General features: G+C 75.0%; 16 protein-coding genes. 2 read left to right on the top strand and 14 right to left on the bottom strand.

The genetic code is table 11. From position 1 onward, the window contains the following. Positions 1-107: 107 nt before the first annotated feature. Complete coding sequence (locus ACFYT9_RS05705; protein WP_389161149.1) at positions 108-1316, top strand: serine hydrolase domain-containing protein; 1209 nt, start codon at positions 108-110, stop codon at positions 1314-1316. Positions 1317-1422: 106 nt separating this feature from the next. Beyond that, positions 1423-2088 (top strand): phosphatase PAP2 family protein, encoded by a 666-nt coding sequence (locus ACFYT9_RS05700; RefSeq protein WP_389161148.1) that lies wholly within the window; start codon positions 1423-1425, stop codon positions 2086-2088. 27 nt (positions 2089-2115) lie between these two features. Here ACFYT9_RS05700 and ACFYT9_RS05695 read toward each other — a convergent pair whose 3' ends face one another. The 14 genes from ACFYT9_RS05695 to ACFYT9_RS05630 form a co-directional block, all read right to left on the bottom strand. Further along, positions 2116-3447 carry a glutamate-1-semialdehyde 2,1-aminomutase gene (locus ACFYT9_RS05695; protein WP_389161146.1) on the bottom strand — a complete coding sequence of 444 codons (1332 nt, stop codon included), beginning with the start codon at positions 3445-3447 and terminating at the stop codon, positions 2116-2118. Position 3448: 1 nt separating this feature from the next. Beyond that, on the bottom strand, positions 3449-4000 hold the full coding sequence (locus ACFYT9_RS05690) for a dTDP-4-dehydrorhamnose 3,5-epimerase family protein (RefSeq protein ID WP_387272604.1): 552 nt from the start codon (positions 3998-4000) through the stop codon (positions 3449-3451). Further along, positions 3997-5193, bottom strand: coding sequence for a polysaccharide pyruvyl transferase family protein (locus ACFYT9_RS05685; protein ID WP_389161647.1), 1197 nt, complete (start codon positions 5191-5193; stop codon positions 3997-3999). Before ACFYT9_RS05685 ends, ACFYT9_RS05690 begins: the two co-directional genes overlap by 4 nt. Positions 5194-5204: 11 nt before the next feature. Further along, entirely contained in the window at positions 5205-6152 is a 948-nt protein-coding gene (locus ACFYT9_RS05680) for a glycosyltransferase family 2 protein (protein ID WP_387272600.1), read from the bottom strand. A 7-nt stretch (positions 6153-6159) separates the two neighbouring features. Then, positions 6160-7482, bottom strand: coding sequence for a hypothetical protein (locus ACFYT9_RS05675; protein WP_389161144.1), 1323 nt, complete (start codon positions 7480-7482; stop codon positions 6160-6162). Beyond that, positions 7479-8762 (bottom strand): DUF4910 domain-containing protein, encoded by a 1284-nt coding sequence (locus ACFYT9_RS05670; protein WP_389161143.1) that lies wholly within the window; start codon positions 8760-8762, stop codon positions 7479-7481. The genes ACFYT9_RS05675 and ACFYT9_RS05670 overlap by 4 nt, the downstream gene beginning before the upstream one ends. Next, a complete protein-coding gene (locus ACFYT9_RS05665; protein ID WP_389161141.1) occupies positions 8750-9775 on the bottom strand; it encodes an NAD-dependent epimerase/dehydratase family protein in 1026 nt (341 codons plus the stop codon). Before ACFYT9_RS05665 ends, ACFYT9_RS05670 begins: the two co-directional genes overlap by 13 nt. A gap of 3 nt (positions 9776-9778) precedes the next feature. Continuing rightward, entirely contained in the window at positions 9779-10429 is a 651-nt protein-coding gene (locus tag ACFYT9_RS05660) for a PIG-L deacetylase family protein (RefSeq protein ID WP_389161139.1), read from the bottom strand. Further along, positions 10426-11220, bottom strand: a complete 795-nt coding sequence (locus ACFYT9_RS05655; RefSeq protein WP_387272590.1) for a glucose-1-phosphate cytidylyltransferase — start codon at positions 11218-11220, stop codon at positions 10426-10428. The genes ACFYT9_RS05660 and ACFYT9_RS05655 overlap by 4 nt, the downstream gene beginning before the upstream one ends. After that, positions 11217-12452, bottom strand: a complete 1236-nt coding sequence (locus ACFYT9_RS05650; protein WP_389161137.1) for a class I SAM-dependent methyltransferase — start codon at positions 12450-12452, stop codon at positions 11217-11219. Before ACFYT9_RS05650 ends, ACFYT9_RS05655 begins: the two co-directional genes overlap by 4 nt. Further along, positions 12449-13723 carry a glycosyltransferase gene (locus ACFYT9_RS05645; protein ID WP_389161135.1) on the bottom strand — a complete coding sequence of 425 codons (1275 nt, stop codon included), beginning with the start codon at positions 13721-13723 and terminating at the stop codon, positions 12449-12451. The genes ACFYT9_RS05650 and ACFYT9_RS05645 overlap by 4 nt, the downstream gene beginning before the upstream one ends. A 7-nt stretch (positions 13724-13730) precedes the next feature. Continuing rightward, positions 13731-15134 (bottom strand): O-antigen ligase domain-containing protein, encoded by a 1404-nt coding sequence (locus ACFYT9_RS05640; RefSeq protein WP_389161134.1) that lies wholly within the window; start codon positions 15132-15134, stop codon positions 13731-13733. Positions 15135-15211: 77 nt separating this feature from the next. After that, positions 15212-17167, bottom strand: coding sequence for an alginate lyase family protein (locus ACFYT9_RS05635; protein ID WP_389161132.1), 1956 nt, complete (start codon positions 17165-17167; stop codon positions 15212-15214). Continuing rightward, complete coding sequence (locus ACFYT9_RS05630) at positions 17164-19335, bottom strand: bi-domain-containing oxidoreductase (protein ID WP_389161131.1); 2172 nt, start codon at positions 19333-19335, stop codon at positions 17164-17166. Before ACFYT9_RS05630 ends, ACFYT9_RS05635 begins: the two co-directional genes overlap by 4 nt. Positions 19336-19354: the final 19 nt, after the last annotated feature.

Genomic DNA, 19354 nt, shown 5'->3' with positions numbered 1-19354 from the left:
CCGCCGGGTGGCTCAGGGCGGGGGGTTCCGGACGGCGGGGGCGCGGGCGGGCGCGGAAGCTGGACGGGCCGGCGCGTCCAGGCGCCGGCCCGTCCAGGAGGTTCCGCATGCCCCGATCCGCCCCGGCTCCACGCCGCCGGGCCACCGTCACCGCCCTGCTCCTCGCCGGCGCGCTGACCGCCCCCGCCCTCGCGTACGCCACACCCCCCGCCGACGGCACCTCGGACCGGGAGCTGCGGCGCGCCCTCGCCGAGCTCGTCGCCGCCCCGGGCGGGCCGCCCGGCGCGATCGCCGTGCTCACCCGGGACGGCGAGCGGAAGGTGTACCGGGCCGGGACCGCCGAGGTCGGCACCGACCGGCCGCCCCGCACCCGCGACCACATGCGGATCGCCAGCGTCGCCAAGGCGTTCAGCGGGGCCGTCGCCCTGAGCCTGGTGGACCGTGGCGCCCTGGGTCTGAACGACACCCTGGGGCAGCGTCTGCCCCACCTCCCGGAGGCGTGGCACGCGGTGACGCTGCGCCAGCTCCTCCAGCACACCAGCGGGCTGCCCGACTACAGCAGGACCGAACGCTTCCAGGCGATCGTCCAGGCCGACCCCCGGCACCGATTCGACTCCCGCCGCCTCCTGGAGTTCGCCGCCGGCCAGGACCTCGCCTTCCCGCCCGGCAGCCGGTACGCGTACTCCAACTCGGACAACATCGCCGTCGCCCTGTTGGCCGAACAGGCCACCGGACAGCGCTACGAGCACCTCCTCAAGGAGCTCGTGTACCGCCCCCTCGACCTCCGCGACACCAGCCTCCCCTCCGGCTTCCGCCTTCCCCGCCCCTTCCTCCACGGCTACGCCACCGCCCCCGGCGAGGCGCCCGAGGACGTCAGCGAGGCGATCAGCGCGTCCGGCGCGTGGGCCTCGGGCGGCATCGTCTCCACCCCGGCCGACCTGGGCGCCTTCTTCGGCGGCTACGCCGGGCCCGCCCTCCTCTCCCCGAAGACCCGGCACGCCCAGACCCGCTTCGTCCCCGGCGAGTCCCAGCCCGCGGGCCCCGGCGTCAACGCGGCCGGGCTCGGCATCTTCCGCTACACCACCCGCTGCGGCACCGTCCTCGGCCACACCGGAAACACCCCGGGCTACACCCAGTTCGCCGCCGCCACCCGCGACGGGCGACGGACCGTGACCGTCTCCGTCACCAGCCAGGTCCCCCTCGACCCCGCGCTCCTCACCCGGCTGCGCGCCGCGGAGGAACGCTTCGTCTGCGCCCTCCTGGAGGACGCACCGGGAGGCCAGGAGCCGCACGGGTACGGAGACGGGCGGAGCTGACCCCGCGCGCGGCGCCCCATGGCTAGGGTGGTGAGCGCCGTGTGCCGCCCCGCGCCCGGTCGCGCGGGGCGGGGCCGCACCCCTCCCGCCTTCCCGAGGAGTCGAGTTGCGGAACACGCCGGCCGTCCTGCTGCCCCCGCCGTTACGCGCGTGGCTCGGGCCGACGGCGGCCCTCGCCGCGGTCGCGGTCCTCCTGATCGGGTTCCGCTACTCCGGCGTCGGCGGGCCCGGCGCCATGGACACCCGGATCGGGTCGGCCGTGGACGGAACGGTGCCGGAGTGGCGGCGGACCGCCCTCGCCGTGGACTTCCTGGGCGAGCCGGCCGGCGCGGCGGCCCTCGTACTGACCGCCCTGGCCGGCTGCCTTCTGCTGCGGCGGCCCCGCGCGGCCGCGCTCCTCGTCGCCGGCACCGGCCTGACCGTGGCGGCGACCAAGGTGCTCAAGCCGCTGATCGGGCGCACCATCCACGACGGGTCCCTCGCCTACCCGAGCGGGCACACCGCCTTCCTCACCGCGCTGGCCCTCGTCCTCACGATGCTCGCGGCCCGGCGGCTCGGCCGGGTGACCGGCGCCCTCCTGGTGCTCGCCGCCGCCGCGGTCGCCGGCGTCGCCATGGGCTGGGCTCAGGTCGCCCTGAGCGCCCACTACCCGACCGACACCCTCGGCGGACTGTGCACCGCCCTCGCGGTGGTGCCGGCGACCGCGTGGCTGATCGACCGCACGGCCGACCGGGCCGCCCACCGGGTCGCCGACCGGACCGCCGCGAGCTGACCGGTCGGGACCCGAGGCCGCCGCCGCTCAGGCCCTCCGGCGGAACACGGGCTTCACCGCCCGGCCGCCCATCCACGGAGTCGGATCGCCGACGTCCAGCGCCTTCCGGTACACCGCGCACGCCTCCGCCACCACCTCCACGGTGTGGTCGATGTCGGCCTCGTCGAGCGCGGCGCTCACCACGAACGACGGGGCCAGCACCCCGCCCGCCAGGAGCCGGCGCAGGAAGAGGGTGCGGTACTCCTGGGAGGGGCGCCCGTGTTCGTCGAGGGTGGCGTAGACGAGATTGCTGGCCCGGCCCCGTACCAGCACGTGGTCGTCGACGCCCATGGCCGCCGCGGCCTCGCGGACCCCGGCCGCCAGCCGCTCGCCGAGGAGGTGCAGCCGCGCCGTGACGCCCTCCTCGGTGTACGTCGTCTGCACGGCCGACGCGGCGGCCAGCGCGTGCGTCTCCGCGCCGTGCGTGGTGGACAGCAGGAACACCCGGTCGCCGTCGTGGCGCAGCCCGCCCCGCTCCATCAGCTCGCGGCGGCCGGCGAGGGCGGCGACGGCGAAACCGTTGCCCAGCGCCTTGCCGAAGGTGGAGAGGTCGGGGACGACTCCGTAGAGGCCCTGGGCCCCCGCCTCGGACCAGCGGAAACCCGTGATCATCTCGTCGAGGACCAGGAGGCAGCCGTGCCGGTCGGCGAGGGCGCGCAGGCCCGCCAGGTACCCGGGGGGAGGCTCGGTGTGGGTGGCCGGTTCGAGGATCAGGCAGGCGATCTCGCCCTCGTGGCGGGCGAGGAGTTCCTCGGTGGCGGGCAGGTCGCCGTAGGGGAACGACACGGTGAGGCCGGCGGCCGACTCCGGGATGCCGGCCGCCATCGGCGTGGTGCCGATGAACCAGTCGTCGGTGGAGAAGAACGGATGGTCGGCGCAGATCGCCACCCGCGCCCGCCCCGTGGCGGCCCGCGCGAGCCGCACCGCCGCCGTCGTCGCGTCGGAGCCGTTCTTCGCGAACTTCACCATGTCGGCGGTGGCAACCGTCGCCAGGAAGCGCTCCGCGGCCTCGGCCTCCACGATCGACGGCCGGACGAAGTTGCCGCCCCGGTCGAGCTCCCGGCGTACCGCCTCGGTCACACGCGGGTAGGCGTGACCGAGGCTGACCGACCGCAGCCCGGAGCCGTACTCGACGTACCGGTTGCCGTCGACGTCCCACACGTGGGCGCCCCGCCCGTGGCTGATGACCGGCGCGAGACCCTCGGGGTACTGGTCGTCGCCCTTGGCGTAGGTGTGCGCGCCGCCGGGGACCATCGCGTGCAGGCGCTCGTTCGCCGCGCGGGACAGGGGCAGTGCGAACTCCTCGGACTCCCCGGCCATGTCAGCCCTCCCTCCGCTTCAGGACCTCGGCGAGACTCGGCGCCTCCCGGTCCCTGCGGGACACCGAGGTGACCGGCAGCGGCCAGGGGACGGCGAGTTCGGGGTCGTCGAAGGCGATCGTCACGTCCTCGGAGGGGTCGTGCGGGCGGTCGATGCGGTACGAGACGTCGGCCGGTCCGGTGAGTGCCTGGAAGCCGTGCGCGCACCCCGCCGGGATGTAGAGGGTCGTCTGCGTGGCGTCGGACAGCTCGAAGGTGGCCACGGAGCGGTACGTCGGGGAGTCGGGCCGCAGGTCCACGACGACGTCGAAGATCCGCCCGTACGAGCACCGCACGAGCTTCGCCTCGCCGGCGCCGGAGCGCAGGTGCAGCCCGCGCAGCACTCCCCGGACCGAGCGGGAGAGGCTGTCCTGGACGAAGGCGTCCGGGTCGAGGCCGACGGAGCGGACCACGTCGGCGTCGAAGGTGCGGCAGAAGGAGCCGCGCTCGTCGGCGTGGGGCGTCGGCTCGAAGAGGTGGGCGCCGGCGATCGCCGGGACTTCGGTCGCTTTCATGGTGCCTCTCGCGGGGTGGGGACGGTGGCCGGGAACAGGGCGGTGGTCAACGCCTCGAAGTGGGCGTCCAGTCGGCGGGTGGCTTCGCGGTTGCGCTCGGCGAGGGTCCGGCGTACGTCGGCCGCGTGCTTCTCCAGCGCGCGGAACTGGTCGAGCAGCCGGTCCGCGTCGACCTCGCGCGCCGGGTGGCAGTGGTCGCCCAGGCCCATCCGGTCCATGAGCGCCGCGCTCTTCGCCGCGTAGCCGAGGGCGAGGGTCGGGGTGCCGGCCTTCAGGGCGCAGACCAGGTTGTGGTAGCGGGTCGCCACCACGGTGTCGGCGGCGGCCGCCTCCCGCATCAGGTCGGTGAGGGAGGCCGCCTCGGCGGCGGTGACCAGCGGCGAGTCCACCGCGTCGAGGATCGCGTCGACCACCGGCGCGTCGCACGCGTCGCCGGTGAGCAGCCGGACCTGCCGGCCCTCGTCGGCGAGGGCGCGGACGAAGCGGATCGTGCCGTCGAGGTACCGCCGGTGGATCTCGTCGGCCCGGGCCCGGTCGTCGTTCCCGCCGCGGAAGGCCATCACCCCGACGCACACCCGGCCCGGCGGACCCGCGGGGGCGGGCGCGGCGGGGGCCGGCAGGGCGAACGCCAGGTCCGGGTGGACCGGGTCGCGCGCGGTGTCGACGCCCATCGCCCGCATCGCGTCCCGGGACAGGGTGTCCCGGTAGGAGCGGTACGCGGCCAGCCGGGCCGAGCGGCGCACCAGGGCCCGGGTCGGCCGGTCGGCGATCGCGTCCGCGCCCACGCCGACCAGCGCGACCCGGGTGCCGAGCAGCCGGCCCGACGCGCAGAGCAGGAACAGCGCGTACGGGAAGCCCCACGGCCGCAGCGGCAGCGTGGCCTCCAGGACGCCCATGCCCGGCACGATCACCACGTCGTGGCGGCGCACCCAGCGGGCGGTGCGGACGGCGTCCACGACCTTGCCGAGGGCCTTTCCGGCGACGGCGCCCGCGCGGGACGCCGTCCGGTACTCGCCCCGGTACCAGTGCAGCCGGGTGGCGGGGATCCCGTACCGGGCCGTCACGGTCTCCGGCCCGCCGCACAGCGCGTCCACGACCGCCTCCGGGCGCGTGGCGCGGAGGTACCCGAGGACTGCTTCGAGCGAGCCGTCGTTGCCGAGGTTGCCGGAGCCCAGCAGGCCGAAGACCCCCACCCGCACCGGGGTCACGCCCGCCTCCCCTCACGCCCGGCGACCAGGTCGTCGACGGAGACGGAGAGCTTCGCCGGGTCCACCGGCGCGCGGTCCTCGACCCGCTCGCCGGCGCCCGGCCGGGCCCGGCTCGCCGCCCACTCGGCCAGGTGGCGGTAGCAGGCCCGCCGGTCGGCCGAGGACAGCGGCGCCCGCCGGATCGCCGCGACGAAACCCCAGACGTACTCGGCGAGGAGACGGGGCGTCGGGTGCAGCGGGCCCGCCCGGCGCGGGTCCAGGTTGACGCACCGGGACCGCTTGGAGGGGTTGGCCCGCTCGGCGCGGGTCGGGTGGTCGCGGCGGAAGTACAGCAGCTCCGGCACCTGGTGGAAGGGCCCGTGCAGGCCGATCTCGGAGACGAAGGTGCGGTCCGCGTGGTGGTAGCTGTCGTGCGGCTTCACCCGGCGCAGCACCTCGGCCCGCATCACCCCGTAGAAGTCGTCGCCGCCGGGCTCGAACAGCATGCTGCGGAACCGCTCCGGCGCGTGCGGGGAGGCGGTGGCGAGCCCGTACGCGTACGGCACCTTCACCCGGCCGTCCTCGTCGATGACCGCCTGGTCGGCGTGAGCCAGGATCACCTCGGGACGCTCGTCCAGCGCCTCCACGCAGCGGCGCAGCAGGTCGCGGGCGTACAGGTCGTCGTGCGAGGCCCACTTGAACAGCTCGCCCCGGCACTCGGTGAAGACGTGGTTGTGGTTCGGGGCGGCGCCGATGTTCCGGGGCAGCCGGATGTAGCGGATCCGGGAGTCCTTCTCGGCGTACCGGCGGCAGATGTCCCGGGTCCCGTCGGTCGAGGCGTTGTCGGAGACGACCAGCTCGAAGTCCTCGTACGTCTGGCCGAGGAGGGCGTCGAAGGACTCGGCGAGGTACTCCTCGCCGTTGTAGACGGGCAGGCCGATGCTCAGCCGGGGTCGGGCGGTCATGACGTCCTCACTTCGCGGATGGTGTGGTTCCGGTGGTCTCGGCCCCGCGGACGGCGGGGGCCGGGTGCGCGCGCAGGGCCGACCGCAGGGCCAGCCACCACACCGCCGAGCTGACGACGGTCGCGGCGGCGACGCCCCAGGCGGAGCCGGCCGTGCCGCCGGCCACGGCGCCGCCGAGGCCGCCGCCGACGTAGAGGGTGGAGGCGATCAGCTGGCAGCGCAGGCTGCGCCGGGCGGCGGCGAGCGCGCGCAGCCCGGCCGCCGCGCCGGTGCCGAGGCTCGCCCCGGCGACGCCGAGCGTCGCCGGCACGATCAGCTCCGACGCGGGGTGCCAGACGCCGCCGAGCACGAACGCGCCGAGCCGGTCGGGCACGAGGAGCAGCGCCCCGCCCCACAGCAGCGCGGCGACGGCCTGCCCGCCGCCGAGCAGCAGGCAGAAGACGCGCAGCCGGTGCGGGGCCCGCCGCAGCACCCGCGCCGCTTCCGGCACGGTGACCAGTGACAGGCCCATCAGCACGGCGAGGAACGGCCCGAGCAGCAGCTCGGCGCCGCGCACCACCCCCACCGCGCCGACCCCGACGATCGCGCCGAGCCCGTACGCCCGCAGCTGGCCCGCGCCGGCGACGCCCGCGTTCTCGATCAGGTACCGGTAGCCGAGGTCGCGCTGCTCCCGGATCCAGCCGCGCGCCCCGCCCGGCCGGGGCCGGATGCCGGACTGGAGGCAGCCGTACCCGGCGGCCACCGAGGCGGCCGCGCCCCAGGCGAGCACGAAGGCGGCCACGCTGCCCACGCCGGCCGCGAGGACCATGGCGGGGACGAGCGCGACCCCGCCCAGCAGGTCGTTGGCGAACGCCTTGCGCCCGGCGCCGGCGGCGAAGAACGAGAACCGCCAGGCGTCCTGGAGCAGCAGCGCCGGCAGGACGACGCCGAGGCAGGCGAAGGCGGTGCCGACGCGCCCGCCGACGAGGAGCCCGGCGGCCAGGCACACCGCGCCGACGGCGCCGCCGACGGTGAGCGCCGTCCCCGCCGACCGGGCCGCCGCCGCGCGCCACGGGGCGTCCGGCACCCCGCTGAAGCGCACCACGAGCGGGTCGGTCGCCAGGCCACGGGAGACGGCGAGGACCACGCCGTACGTGACCCAGGCCAGGCTGAACACGCCGAACGCGGCGAGTCCGAGCGAGCGGGCCACGTACACGCCGACCGCGAAGTTGGTCAGGCTGCACACCGCCTGGTCGGCCAGGCCCCAGGACAGCCGGCCCGCGAGGGCCCGCCGCCCGGACCGCCGCTCCGCCGGCGCCGTCCTCCCGCCCTCTGCGGTCACCGGCGTCATGCCTTGATCAGCCCGGCGTCGCGCAGCGCGTCGGCCGCCGCGGCGACCGTGTCGAACGGCAGCCCGGACCGCTCGGCGACGTCCAGCAGCCCGTGCTCGCCGTCGGAGAGGCTCAGCACCCAGAGCATCGCCATCTGCGCCTGCCGCGTGTCGCTGCGCCCGCCGAGCGCGTCGTACAGCCCCCGCCGCCCCAACTGCGGCTCCCCGTAAGGGCTGAGATTGGTGTAGCGGCGGTTGCGGTCGAGGACGGAGAAGGCCTCGCGGCAGACCGCGAGGGTGTCCTCCATCGCCTCGGGCGAGACGAACCCCGGGTTGTCGGCCGAGGTGTGGTACTCCGGGTAGCCGGCGTACGGGGTGCGGGTGAGCGAGCCGACGCCCAGGTCGAACCCGGGTGAGCAGAACTGCCGCTCGTCGTACCCGTACGGGGTGAACTCGACCACCCGGTGCGGGCGTCCGGACGTCTCCAGGACGTGCCGCATCACCCGGTCGATCTCCGCGTCGCCGCGCCGGCTCCGCTTGTACGTCAGATCGCCCCGGTCGCCCGCGCAGGCGAGCACCACCCCGTGCTTCACCCGGTCCACCCGCTCCGCGTTCCGCGCCAGCCAGGTGATCGCCCCGATCGTGCCGGGCGCGAAGAGGAACCGGTACGTGTGGTGCGGGGTGCTCCGGGCCAGCTCCCGGGCCAGGAAGACGGCCACCGCGATGCCGGCCAGGTTGTCGTTGGCGAGCGACGGGTGGCAGACGTGGCACGAGACGATCACCTCGTCCGCGACCCGCCCGGGGACGACGTGCTCGGCGTAGGTGAGGTGCCCGTCGGCGAGCGTCGAGTCGACGCGCACCTCGTACTCGCCGTCCGGCAGCGCGTCCAGGGTCTCCTGGGCCAGGCAGAACCCCCAGTCGGGCCGGTAGTAGCTGGTGCGGTACGGCACCCAGGAGGGGTGCTCCGGCAGCGTGTGCAGATGGGAGCGGAGCTCGGACAGCGGCATCCGCCGCGCCACCGGGACGCTGTAGCCGAGCACGTGCAGGCTGGACGCGGCGAAGTCGACGACCCGCCGGCCGGTGGCGTCGGCGACGTACGCGTCCCGGATGTTCCACTCCTGCGGCACCGTCCAGTCCAGCACCCGCGTCCCGGTCGGCACCTCGTGCACGTCCAGCGGCAGGTACTCGCCGACGACGTCCAGGGTGGCGCGCACCCCGTCGCCGGTGATGCTCCGGCAGATCGGGTACAGCCGCTCCACCAGGGCGTGCATCTCCTCGCCGGGCGTGGTCATCGGCGCCACCGCAGGGTGTCGTCGACGGCGCCGGCCTCGGACGCGGCGCGCAGCACGGCGAGGCGGGTGAAGCGCTGCTCGAAGTCCTGCCGGGTGAGGCCGTGCCCGCGGTAGGCGTCGGCGAGTTCGAGCGCGCCCTGCTTCACCGTCCACCAGCACTCGAAGCCGGGGATCGCCGCGCGGAAGCGGGAGAAGTCCACCCGGTACGACCGCGGGTCGGCGCCGTTCTCCCCGGTGATCACCACCCGCGCGCCGTCCACCGCCTCCGCGACCTGCGCGGCGATCTCCGCGACCGTGACGTTGTTGGTCTCGCTGCCGATGTTGAAGGCCCGGTCGTGCACCGCATCCCGGGGCGCCTCCAGGGCCGCCGTGAAGGCCCGCGCGATGTCGCCGGCGTGCACCAGCGGGCGCCACGGCGTGCCGTCGGAGAGCACCAGGACCTCGCCGGACAGCAGGGCGTGTCCCACCAGGTTGTTCAGGACGATGTCGGCGCGCAGCCGGGGGGAGTGGCCGAAGGCGGTGGCGTTGCGCATGTACACCGGGGTGAAGTCGGCGTCGGCGAGGGCGTGCAGGTCGTCCTCCACCCGCACCTTCGACTCGGCGTACGGCGTCACCGGGCGCAGCGGGGCGTCCTCGCCGACCAGCTCGTCGCCCCCGGCGGCGCCGTACACCGAGCACGTCGACGCGTACAGGAAGCGACGCACCCCGGCATCGCGGGCCAGCCGGGCCAGCCGGACCGACGCGTGGTGGTTGATGTCATAGGTGAGGTCCGGCGCCAGCGACCCCAGCGGGTCGTTGGACAGCGCCGCCAGGTGGACGACGGCGTCCACCCCGGCCACGTGCTCGGCGGTGACGTCCCGCAGGTCCACCCGGTGTCCGTCGGGGTCGGCCGGGCGCGGGCCCAGCACGCACTCGGCGAACAGGCCGGAGTCGAGACCGACGACCTCGTGCCCGGCGGCCGCGAGGACCGGGGCCATCACGGTGCCCAGGTAGCCCTGGTGTCCGGTCAGCAGTACGCGCACGGTTCATTCCCCCAGATCGAGAGTGAGTTTGGAGACGGCGAACGCCTCGGCGTAGCGGGCGTGGCATTCGATGCCGCGGATCCGCGCGAGGCCCAGAAACGCCTCGCGGTCGTACCAGGGCCGGTGGCGCTGCGAGGGGTAGTGCTCCTGGAGCAGCCGCACCTTCCGCTCGGCGACCTCCGCCGACAGCGGCTGGTAGGCCACGGGACGGCCGAGGTCGCCGTCCCACTTGACGATCTCGTAGCCGAGCACCAGGTGGTCGCGGAAGGCCGTCGGCAGCAGTCGCGCCAGGCCGCGGTGGTCCTGGTGGGCGTCCTCGGTGCGCGGGGCCAGCACGAGATCGGGATCGGTCCGGCCGCGTAACTCCTCCACCGCGGACTTGGCCTCCTCCCAGTGCGCCGGGAGCCGGCCGTCCGGCAGCTTCAGCACCGTCAGCCGCAGGTCGGCGCCCGGACAGAACGCGGCGAGCGCCGCCCGCTCCTCGTCCTCCCGCTCCCCGCCGCCACCGGTGAGCACCAGCGCGTCCACCCGAAGACCCGGACGGCCGAGGCACAGCGTCAGGAGCGTGCCGCCGGCGCCGATGGCGATGTCGTCACAGTGCGCGCCCACGGCGACGATCCGCTCCAGGGGCCGCCCGGCCCCCAGCCCGATCACGCCCCCGCCCTGGCGCGGTCCCGCTCCCACACGGCCCACGGCCGCTCGCCCCGCGCGTACGCCTCGTCGAGCGCGGCGCGCTCCTTGACGGTGTCGGTCGGCTTCCAGAAGCCGCGGTGCCGGTGCGCCACGAGACGCCCGCGCTTGGCGAGCTGCGCGCAGCCGTCGGCGACCAGGTCGCCGTTCTCCGGGATGTGGTCGAAGACCTCCTGGCGGAGCACGAAGTAGCCGCCGTTCTCCCACAGCGGCAGCTCGCTCACCGGAGTGATGCCCCCGACCAGGCCGTCCTCGCCCAGCTCCACGCAGTGGAAGGAGGACTGCGGCGGCACCACCATCATCGACGCGCCGGCGTCGCGCCGCGCGAACCGGTCGATCATCTCCGGCAGCGGCGCGTCGGTCAGCACGTCGGCGTAGTTGGCGAGGAACATGTCCTCGCCCTCCAGGTGGTGCCGCACCCGGCGCAGCCGCTCCCCGATCGGCGACTCGATGCCGGTCTGCGCGAAGGTGATCGTCCAGTCGGAGATGTCCGTGGACAGCAGCTCGGTCCGGCCGCCCCGCAGCACGAAGTCGTTGGACGTCGTCTCCTCGTAGGTGAGGAAGAACTCCTTGATGTGGTGGGCCCCGTAGCCGAGGCAGAGGATGAACTCGGTGTGCCCGAAGTAGGCGTAGTACCGCATGACGTGCCAGATCAGCGGGCGCGGTCCGACCATCGCCATCGGCTTGGGCACGTCGTCGGAGGCCCCGGCGCGCATGCGCAGCCCGTAACCGCCGCAGAACAGGACGACCTTCATCGCGTCACCTCGACGATGCTCAGCTCCGGTACGGGGAAGACGAGACGCCCGCCCCACTCGTGCACGTAGGCCAGCTGCTCGACCAGCTCGGCCCGCAGGTTCCACGGCAGGACCAGGACGTAGTCCGGCCGGTCGGCGGCGATCCGCTCGGGCGGCAGGATCGGGATGCGGGTGCCCGGGGTGAACCTGCCGTGCTTGTAAGGGTTCCGGTCGACCGTGTACGCGAGCAGGTCGGGCCGGATCCCGCAGTGGTTCAGCAGCGTGTTGCCCTTGCCGGGGGCGCCGTAGCCGACGACCGTCTCCCCGCGCTCGGCCGCGTCGATCAGGAACCGCAGCAGGTCCCTGCGCACCTTCGCGACCCGGGCGGAGAACTCGCCGTACCCGGAAAGCTCCTGGAGCCCGGCGGCCTTCTCCCGGTCCAGGACCTCCGCCACCCGGCGCGACGGCTCACCGGCCGCCTCCGCCGGGCGGGCCCACAGCCTGATGGAGCCGCCGTGCGTCGGCAGCAGCTCCACGTCCACCAGCGTGAGCCCGCCGCTCGCCAGCGCCCGGGCCGCGGACGCCACCGTGTAGTACTGGAAGTGCTCGTGGTAGATCGTGTCGTACTGGTTCTCCTCCATCAGCGTCAGCAGGTGCTGCACCTCGACGGAGACCCAGCCGTCGTCGGCCACCAGGGCCCGCAGCCCCCGCGTGAACCCGACGACGTCCGGGATGTGCGCGTACACGTTGTTCGCGACCACCAGGTCCGCCGGGCCGTGCTCCGCGCGGACGGCGGTCCCGGTCTCCGGCGACAGGAACGCCGTCAGCGTGGGCACGCCCGCCTCCCGCGCCGCCGCGCCCACGTTCACCGACGGCTCGACGCCCAGGCAGCGGATCCCCCGCTCCACCACGTGCCGCAGCAGGTACCCGTCGTTGCTCGCGACCTCCACCACGAAGGCGTCGGGACCGAGACCGAGCCGGTCCACCGCGCTCCCGACGAACGCCCGCGCGTGCTCCACCCAGGACGTCGAGTACGAGGAGAAGTACGCGTACTGCGTGAACGTCTCCTCCGGGGTGATCAGCGGCGGGAGCTGCGCCAGCCAGCACTCCGCGCAGACCCGCAGGTGCAGCGGGTACGCGGGCTCCGGCCGGTCCAGCTCGTCCGCCCCCAGAAAGCTCTCGCACGGCGGGGTCGCCCCCAGGTCGACGACGCTGGTCAGCGCCTCCGCACCGCAGAGCCGGCAACGTGTCATCTGCTTCCCCCATCCCGCCCGCGCGGGCGCACCCGCGACGAGCCAGTCGATTCCCCTACGGACGGCGGGGCACCCCCGCCGCCGGACCGGCCCGCGATCACGGACCGGTACTCCTCCTCCAGGCGCGCCAGGCCCACGGCCGGGCCGAAGCCCCGCTCGTACCGGCTCCGGGCCGCCCGGCCCATCTCCCGGTTGGCATCGGGCCTGGCCGCGACACGGCGCAGGCACTCGGCGAGCGAGGCGACCTCGCCCGGCCGGTGCAGCAGCCCCGTCACCCCGTCCTCGACGAGCTCGGCGAACCCGCCGTGACCCGCGGCGACGGCCGGCACGCCCACCGCCATCGCCTCCGCGACCACCAGACCGAACGTCTCCCGGGCCAGCGAGGGCGCCACCACGGCGACCGACCGCGCGACGGCCTTGCGGCACTCCTCCGGGCCGTACAGACCGGCGTACCGCACGTCGTCCCGGTCCGCCGCCCACGCGGAGACCTCCGGCTCCAGCGGGCCCGCGCCCGCCACCACCAGCGGCACCCCCACCCCGCCCTCCGCCGCCAGCGCGTCCCACGCCGCCATCAGCAGCCGCACCCCCTTCGCCTCCGCCAGCCGGCCGAGGAAGAGCAGGTGCTCCCCCTCGCCCTCCCTGCGGACACCCGGATCGGGCACGAAGTTGTGCTTCACCACGAGCCGATCGGCCGGCATGCCCGACCGCACCAGCACGTCGCGCTGCGCCGCCGAGATGCAGAAGAACCGGTCCACACCGGACCACCACCGCCGCCGGTTGACCGCGAGACCGACCGCGAGCGGCACCGTCGCCAGCCGCGAGTCCCGGTAGCAGCCGTGCCGCACGGCGGGCAGCGGCGCGCTCCTCCCGACGCACTCGGAGCACTCCCGGCCCTCCCGGTGCAGCGTCCCCGGCGGGCACACCTGCGTGTAGTTGTGCAGCGTGGCGACGACCGGCACACCGGCGTCGGCACACGCGGCCAGCACCGCGGGGGAGAGCAACGGGAAGACGTTGTGGACGTGCACCACGTCGGGCCGGTCGGCCCGCAGCCGCGCCGCCAGCTCCGTGCGGACCGCCGGGTTCCACGGCACCAGCAGCGGCACCGCGGCCTTGCCGAGCAGGGACCGGCCCGCGATGTCGTCGCTGCGCCGCTCGAACCGCCCGACCCGGTGGCCCGCCGCGCGCAGCAGGTCCACCTCCTCGTCCACCACCCTGTTCTCCCCGCTCGGCTGCGCCGAGGAGTAGTGGTTGTGCACCACCAGGACTCGCATGCTCAGGTCACCTCCGGGCCCATCGCGGGACACGTCGTGGGGAAAGCCCGGGGGCCGGCGGCGGGCCGGGCTGTACGGCTGGTACGGGCACCGCGAGCAGCGCCGCCGCCAGGGTCAGGTGCAGCAGGTACGCCGAGGCGTCGCCCAGCCCCACCTCCGTGTACGACGAGAGCGCGCAGTACGCGATGAGGAAGATCGCGCACGCCCTCGGCAGCGACGGCGGGCGCAGCAGCGCGACCCCGCCCAGGGCCAGGAGCATCCCCGCGACGAGGACCACACCGAGCAGGCCCTGCTCGTGGTAGACGGCCAGCCAGCTGTTGTCGATCGGCAGCCCGTCGAAGGACTTGTCGCTCAGCCCCACGCCGAACAGCCGCTCCCGCACCGTCCGGGGCTCGGCGAGCAGGGCGTCCCAGACCTTCGCCCGGCCGGTCAGGTTGGAGAGTGCGTCCTGGCTCTGCCCGCGCAGGAACCACGCGCGCAGCGCGGAGCTGAACACCACCGCGGCCACGGTCGCGCACACCACCGCCCAGGCGAAGAACCGGCGGGCGGGAGCGCTCGTGAGGAACAGCGAACCGATCGCGAGCACCAGCCCGACCAGCAGTCCCAGCGTCGCCGTCCGGGTGTGGGTCATCGCGAGCAGGACGAGCGCCGGCATGACGATCACCGCCGCGCCGGCCCGCGTGGTCCTGCGGCCGAGGAGGAGCAGCACGGTCAGCCCCACCACCACCGCGGCGTACTGACCGATCTGCGGCGGCGTCAGCGGCCACAGCGCGCCGACGAGCCTCCCCCCGTAGTACTCCGGCAGCGCCGTGCCCGGTGCGACGAGGAGGCCGGCCGCCACGAGCACCAGCACCGCCACGTACATGCGGATGTGCGTGCGCACGAGGGCCGGGCTCTCGTGCCACCAGCGGCTGAGCAGCCACAGCGTGGCGACGAAGAGCGCCAGCCGGGCACAGCGGAACAGCGCCCCGAGACCGACTTCGAGCTGCACGCTGGCGAGCACGCTCGGCACCAGCAACAGGGTCAGCAGGAACACGAAGGCGCTGGGGCGGAAGCGCAGCCGCAGATTGAGCGCGAGCGCCAGGCAGAAGGCGGCGACCAGTGCGCCCATCGTGCCCATCTGGATGAGCGAGCGGGGGAGCGGCACGACCGTCTTCGCTCCGGCGGAGCCGAGCGTGTTGAGTCCCAGCAGCGCCCAGGCGATCCCGACGGCCCTCGGCGGTCCGGCCGCGCGCGGCGGCGCGCCGGTGCCGCCGGACGCCCCGCCCGTCGCACCGGGCCTGCTCTTCGTATCGAGCCCGCCGGTCACACCGGGCTCGCCCGTCGCACCGGGCCCGCCCGGCAGCCCGCGACGGACCGGGCGGGTGGTTCCCCGGCGTCCCCCCTCGATCCCCAACCGTCTCCCCTCCATCCCCGTCCGTCCTCCCTCGAACCCCGACCGTCCCCGGCTGCCCGACCACCCCACCCGCCGCACGAGCGGCGGGCGCGCTAGCCGTGGAACCTGAGCAGGGTCGTGAACTCCCGCACGCCGTCGGCGAAGCCGGTGCCGACCAGCGTCGTGCTCGGCTCCTTGCGGCCGAACCCGGCCGAGTACCAGCCCAGCGGCGGCCCCGTCTCGCCCCGGTGCGCCCGCCAGGACAGCTCCCCGGGCAGGTCGAGCCCGGCCGAGCGGTCCTCGCCGTCGCGGTCCCAGGTGAGCACCGCGCGGTTCCCCGCCAGCTCCGCCCCGATCGCCGGGCCCAGGTGGAACACCAGCCGCACCTCGCCCCGCTCGCCGCGCACCTCGTCGACCACGCGCAGCTCCCGGGCCTCCGCGCTCAGCTCCACCCGGCGGCGGTGCGTGACGGGCCGGTAGCCGTCGTGCTCGGCGCACCAGCGGGCCGGCTCCCCGCCCGGGTCCGCGACCAGCACACGGCTGCCGGCGTGCCGGGTCCACAGGAAGGGGCCGCCGGAGACGGACTGGTCGGCGCCGCCCCACTCCAGGGTGTTGTGGCCGAGGGTGGACCGGAAGTAGCGCCGCCACTCCGGCTGCCCGTGGTAGCAGTACGTCCCCGGATCGGCGAGCACGTCCACCCCGTCGTGCCGCACCTCCACGGACAGGGCGTCCGCGTGGGCGTGCGCGGCGATCGACAGGAAGCCGTGCGGTCCGGCGTCGCAGCGGCACCAGATCCCGCCGGGACCGCGCAGGATGGTCATCCCCGCGTCCGCGAAGTGGGCCGGCCGCTCCGCCGGGCGGCGCACGGCCGGAGCCGCGCCGCCCTTCCCGTACGGCCGGACGAGCGCGCCGAGCAGCGCGGTGCGCACATCGGTGCCGGGCACCTCCGGCCACCAGGGGAGCCGGCCGAAGACGGCGTCCCCGGTGGCAAGGAGCGAACCCCAGCGGTCGGTGGCGGGGCCGTCCACCACGAGCCCGTGCCCGTCGTCCGCGTCGCCCTGGCGCGGCGGCCGCAGCCGGTCGTCGACGACGGCGGCGAGCGCGTCGGTCATCCGCAGCAGCACCAGCCGCACCGTCGGCGGCACCGGCACCCCGGCGGTGTCCGCCTCGGCGACGGCGGCGAGGCCGAGTTCGAGCACGAGCCCGTGGTACTCGGTGGCCAGCTCGCGGTTGAGACCCGACGGGAAGGTGTTGCTCCGCAGGTGCCGCTCCAGCGACCGCAGCGCGTCGGCCCGCCACCGCGCCGAGGACGGGAACCAGCCGAACGCGCAGGAGGCGGCGAACTGCCCAGCGGCCTCGGCGACCACGTGGTTGTTCGCCGACGACCCTCGGCTGGGGAAGGCGGCCAGCCACCGCTGGTGGTGCCAGATCTGGCGCACCGCCACCGGGTTGTCCTCGAACAGCCCCGGCGCGCCCGGCCAGCCGTCGAGCAGCCGGCGGATCCACACCCAGGAGAGCAGCCGGATGCCCAGCTCGATGCCGCTGGTCCAGTGCACCCCGCGCAGCGGCGCGTTCGCCGCCCACCACGACTTCAGGTGGCCGGCCACCCGCTCGGCGTACCGCTCGTCCCCGGTGACCGCGTAGGCGGCGGCGAGCACGGTGAGGTACTGGTGCCGGGACGGTTCCCAGATCTGCTTGATGTCGCCGACCGCCTCCTCGTCCCGGTACGGCACGTCGAAGGCGTACCCCCACGGAGCCCGGCGGCCGGTCCTGGGGTCGAACCACCAGTCCGGGTCGGCCAGGTCGTCGCGGTCGACCCCGAAGTAGCGGACGTGCCCGGCCATCAGCCGGTCCGCCTCGGCGACGAGCCGCTTCGCGGCGTCCGGCGGCACCGCGGCGAGCGCCCCGGCCGGCAGCACGGCCGTGAACCGGGCGCCGGTCACCCGAGGACAGCGGGGGCGCGCCGAGCGCCACCGCCGCCGCCGTAAGGTGTCGACGGTCCGGCCGCCGACCTCGCGCGGCCCCATCCGGGAGAGCCGCCGCAGGTACCAGCCCGGGCTCATGCTCATCGCGCCCGCTCCAGCGTCACCGGCGCGCCGCTCGCCAGACCGGCCTGGACGGCGAGGGTGGCCGCGGTGGTGGCGACCAGCGACTCCAGCGGCACCGGCATCGGCCCGCCGGTCCGCACCGCCCGGACGAACGCGGCCAGTTCCGCGTTCTGGCCCTTGTCCCGGGCCTTCGGGAGCCGGGAGCTGACCCATCGTTCGGGGCCGTGGACCGAGGCGCGGACGAAGTCGTCGAGCTTCAGCACCCTGCCGTCCGCGAGCAGGTCCAGGGTCTCCTTCGGGAAGGCCGAGGCGCCGGTGGTGACGTAGCTCAGGGTGGCGGTGGAGCCGTCCGGGTAGCCCAGGACCACCTGGAGGTCGTGGTTGCCGGGGGTGGCCGTCGCGTACACGGAGACCGGGTCGGCGCCGAGGAGCCAGCTCGCCGTGTCGATGAAGTGACCGCCCTCGCCGGCGAACCGGGAGCCCTCGGTGGTCTGCCGGAGGTACCAGCTGCCGTGCTGGAGCCGGCCCGCGTTGATCAGATAGCGCAGGCTCGCGGGGCCGGTCCGGGTGCCGAACCGGCGCCTGGCCTCCTGGAGCAGCGGTGCGAAGCGGCGGTTGAAGCCGACCTGGATCCGGTCGTTGCCTGACTCCTCCACGGCCGCGAGCACCCCGGCCAGCTCCTCCTCGGAGAGCGCCAGCGGCTTCTCGACGAAGACTGCCTTCCCGGCGAGGAGCGCCTTGCGGGTCAGCGCGGCGTGCGAGCTGTGCCGGGTGACGACGAAGACGGCGTCGACGGACGGGTCGCCGAGCACCGCGTCGAGGTCGGTGGTCGCCGCGGCGAAGCCGAACTTCCGCCGCGCGTTGGCCGCCGACAGCGCCGTCGTGGTGACGACCGTGGACAGCTCGACGCCGTCCCGGCCGACCAGGTGCGGCAGCAGCATCGACGTCGCGTAGTTCCCCGCGCCGACGAACGCGAGCCGCACCGGCCCCCGGACGGCCCGGACCGGACGGCGCTCCCCCCGCACGGCCGGCACCGCGACCTCGGGCGCCGCCGCCTCCACGGACTGTCCGGGGTAGCGGAAGAGCACGGCCACGGCCTTCAGATCGCCGTCCTTCAGGGACCGGTACGTCTCGACGGCGTCGTCGAACCCGGCGATGTGGGAGACCAGCGGCTCCACGTCGACGCGGCCCCGGTGCAGCAGGTCGAGGAAGCACGCCAGGTTGCGGCGCTCGGTCCAGCGCACGTAGCCGATCGGATAGTCCCGCCCCTCCAGCTCGTACTCCGGGTCGTACCGCCCGGGTCCGTAGCTGCGGGAGAAGCGGACGTCGAGCTCCTTCTCGTAGTACGCGTTCCACGGCAGGTCGAGGCGGCACTTGCCGATGTCCACGACCCGGCCGCGGTCCCGGCACAGCCGCGCCGCCAGCTCGACCGGCTGGTTGTCGGCGCCGCCGGCCGCCAGGTACACCTGGTCCACGCCGTGCCCGTCGGTCAGCTCGGCGACCGCGGCCTCCACGGCCGCCGACGCCGGATCGCCGCAGGCCGCCGCGCCCAGGCGCTCGGCGAGCTCGCAGCGCGCCGGGTCGGGGTCCACGCCGACGACACGGGCCCCCGAGGCGGTCAGCAGCTGCACCACCAGCTGCCCGATCAGGCCCAGGCCGATGACCAGCGCCACGTCGCCGAGCCGGGGCTCGCCCTGGCGGACGCCCTGGAGGGCGATCGACCCGACGGTGCCGAAGGCCGCGTGCCGGGGCGCGAGGCCGTCCGGGACCCTGGAGTAGAGGTTCCTCGGCACCCAGTTCACCTCGGCGTGGAGCGCGTGCTCGTTGCCGGCGCAGGCGACGAGGTCGCCGACCTTCACGTCGTCGACGCCGTCGCCGACCTGCTCGACCACCCCGCACAGGGAGTAGCCGAGCGGCGTGTACGAGTCGAGCTTGCCCATCACCTTGCGGTAGGTGGCGGGCACCCCGTTGGTGGCGACGCTCTGCATGACCTTGGCGACCTGGTCGGGCCGCGAGCGGGCCTTGCCCACCATCGACATGCCGGCCTCGGACACCTTCATCAGCTCGGTGCCGGTCGAGATCAGCGAGTAGGAGGTCCGGACGAGGACCCCGCCCGGCTTGCACCCCGGGGTGGGCACGTCGAGCACCGCCAGCTCGCCGGTCTTGTAGTTCTGCACAACCTGTTTCACCGGAAGTCCCCTTGTTTCT

The sequence above is a fragment of the Streptomyces sp. NPDC004435 genome, assembly GCF_042873895.1.
Taxonomy (GTDB): Bacteria; Actinomycetota; Actinomycetes; order Streptomycetales; family Streptomycetaceae; genus Streptomyces.
The sequence above is the reverse complement of the archived record's forward strand: the minus strand, read 5'-3'. Positions and strand labels throughout refer to the sequence as shown.

Coding starts and splice junctions, on each gene's coding strand:
- ACFYT9_RS05705 (WP_389161149.1), top strand. CDS start 108: ATGCCCCGATCCGCCCCGGCTCCACGCCGCCGGGCCACCGTCACCGCC.
- ACFYT9_RS05695 (WP_389161146.1), bottom strand. CDS start 3,447: ATGGCCGGGGAGTCCGAGGAGTTCGCACTGCCCCTGTCCCGCGCGGCG.
- ACFYT9_RS05690 (WP_387272604.1), bottom strand. CDS start 4,000: ATGAAAGCGACCGAAGTCCCGGCGATCGCCGGCGCCCACCTCTTCGAG.
- ACFYT9_RS05680 (WP_387272600.1), bottom strand. CDS start 6,152: ATGACCGCCCGACCCCGGCTGAGCATCGGCCTGCCCGTCTACAACGGC.
- ACFYT9_RS05675 (WP_389161144.1), bottom strand. CDS start 7,482: ATGACGCCGGTGACCGCAGAGGGCGGGAGGACGGCGCCGGCGGAGCGG.
- ACFYT9_RS05655 (WP_387272590.1), bottom strand. CDS start 11,220: ATGAAGGTCGTCCTGTTCTGCGGCGGTTACGGGCTGCGCATGCGCGCC.
- ACFYT9_RS05650 (WP_389161137.1), bottom strand. CDS start 12,452: ATGACACGTTGCCGGCTCTGCGGTGCGGAGGCGCTGACCAGCGTCGTC.
- ACFYT9_RS05645 (WP_389161135.1), bottom strand. CDS start 13,723: ATGCGAGTCCTGGTGGTGCACAACCACTACTCCTCGGCGCAGCCGAGC.
- ACFYT9_RS05640 (WP_389161134.1), bottom strand. CDS start 15,134: ATGGAGGGGAGACGGTTGGGGATCGAGGGGGGACGCCGGGGAACCACC.
- ACFYT9_RS05635 (WP_389161132.1), bottom strand. CDS start 17,167: ATGAGCATGAGCCCGGGCTGGTACCTGCGGCGGCTCTCCCGGATGGGG.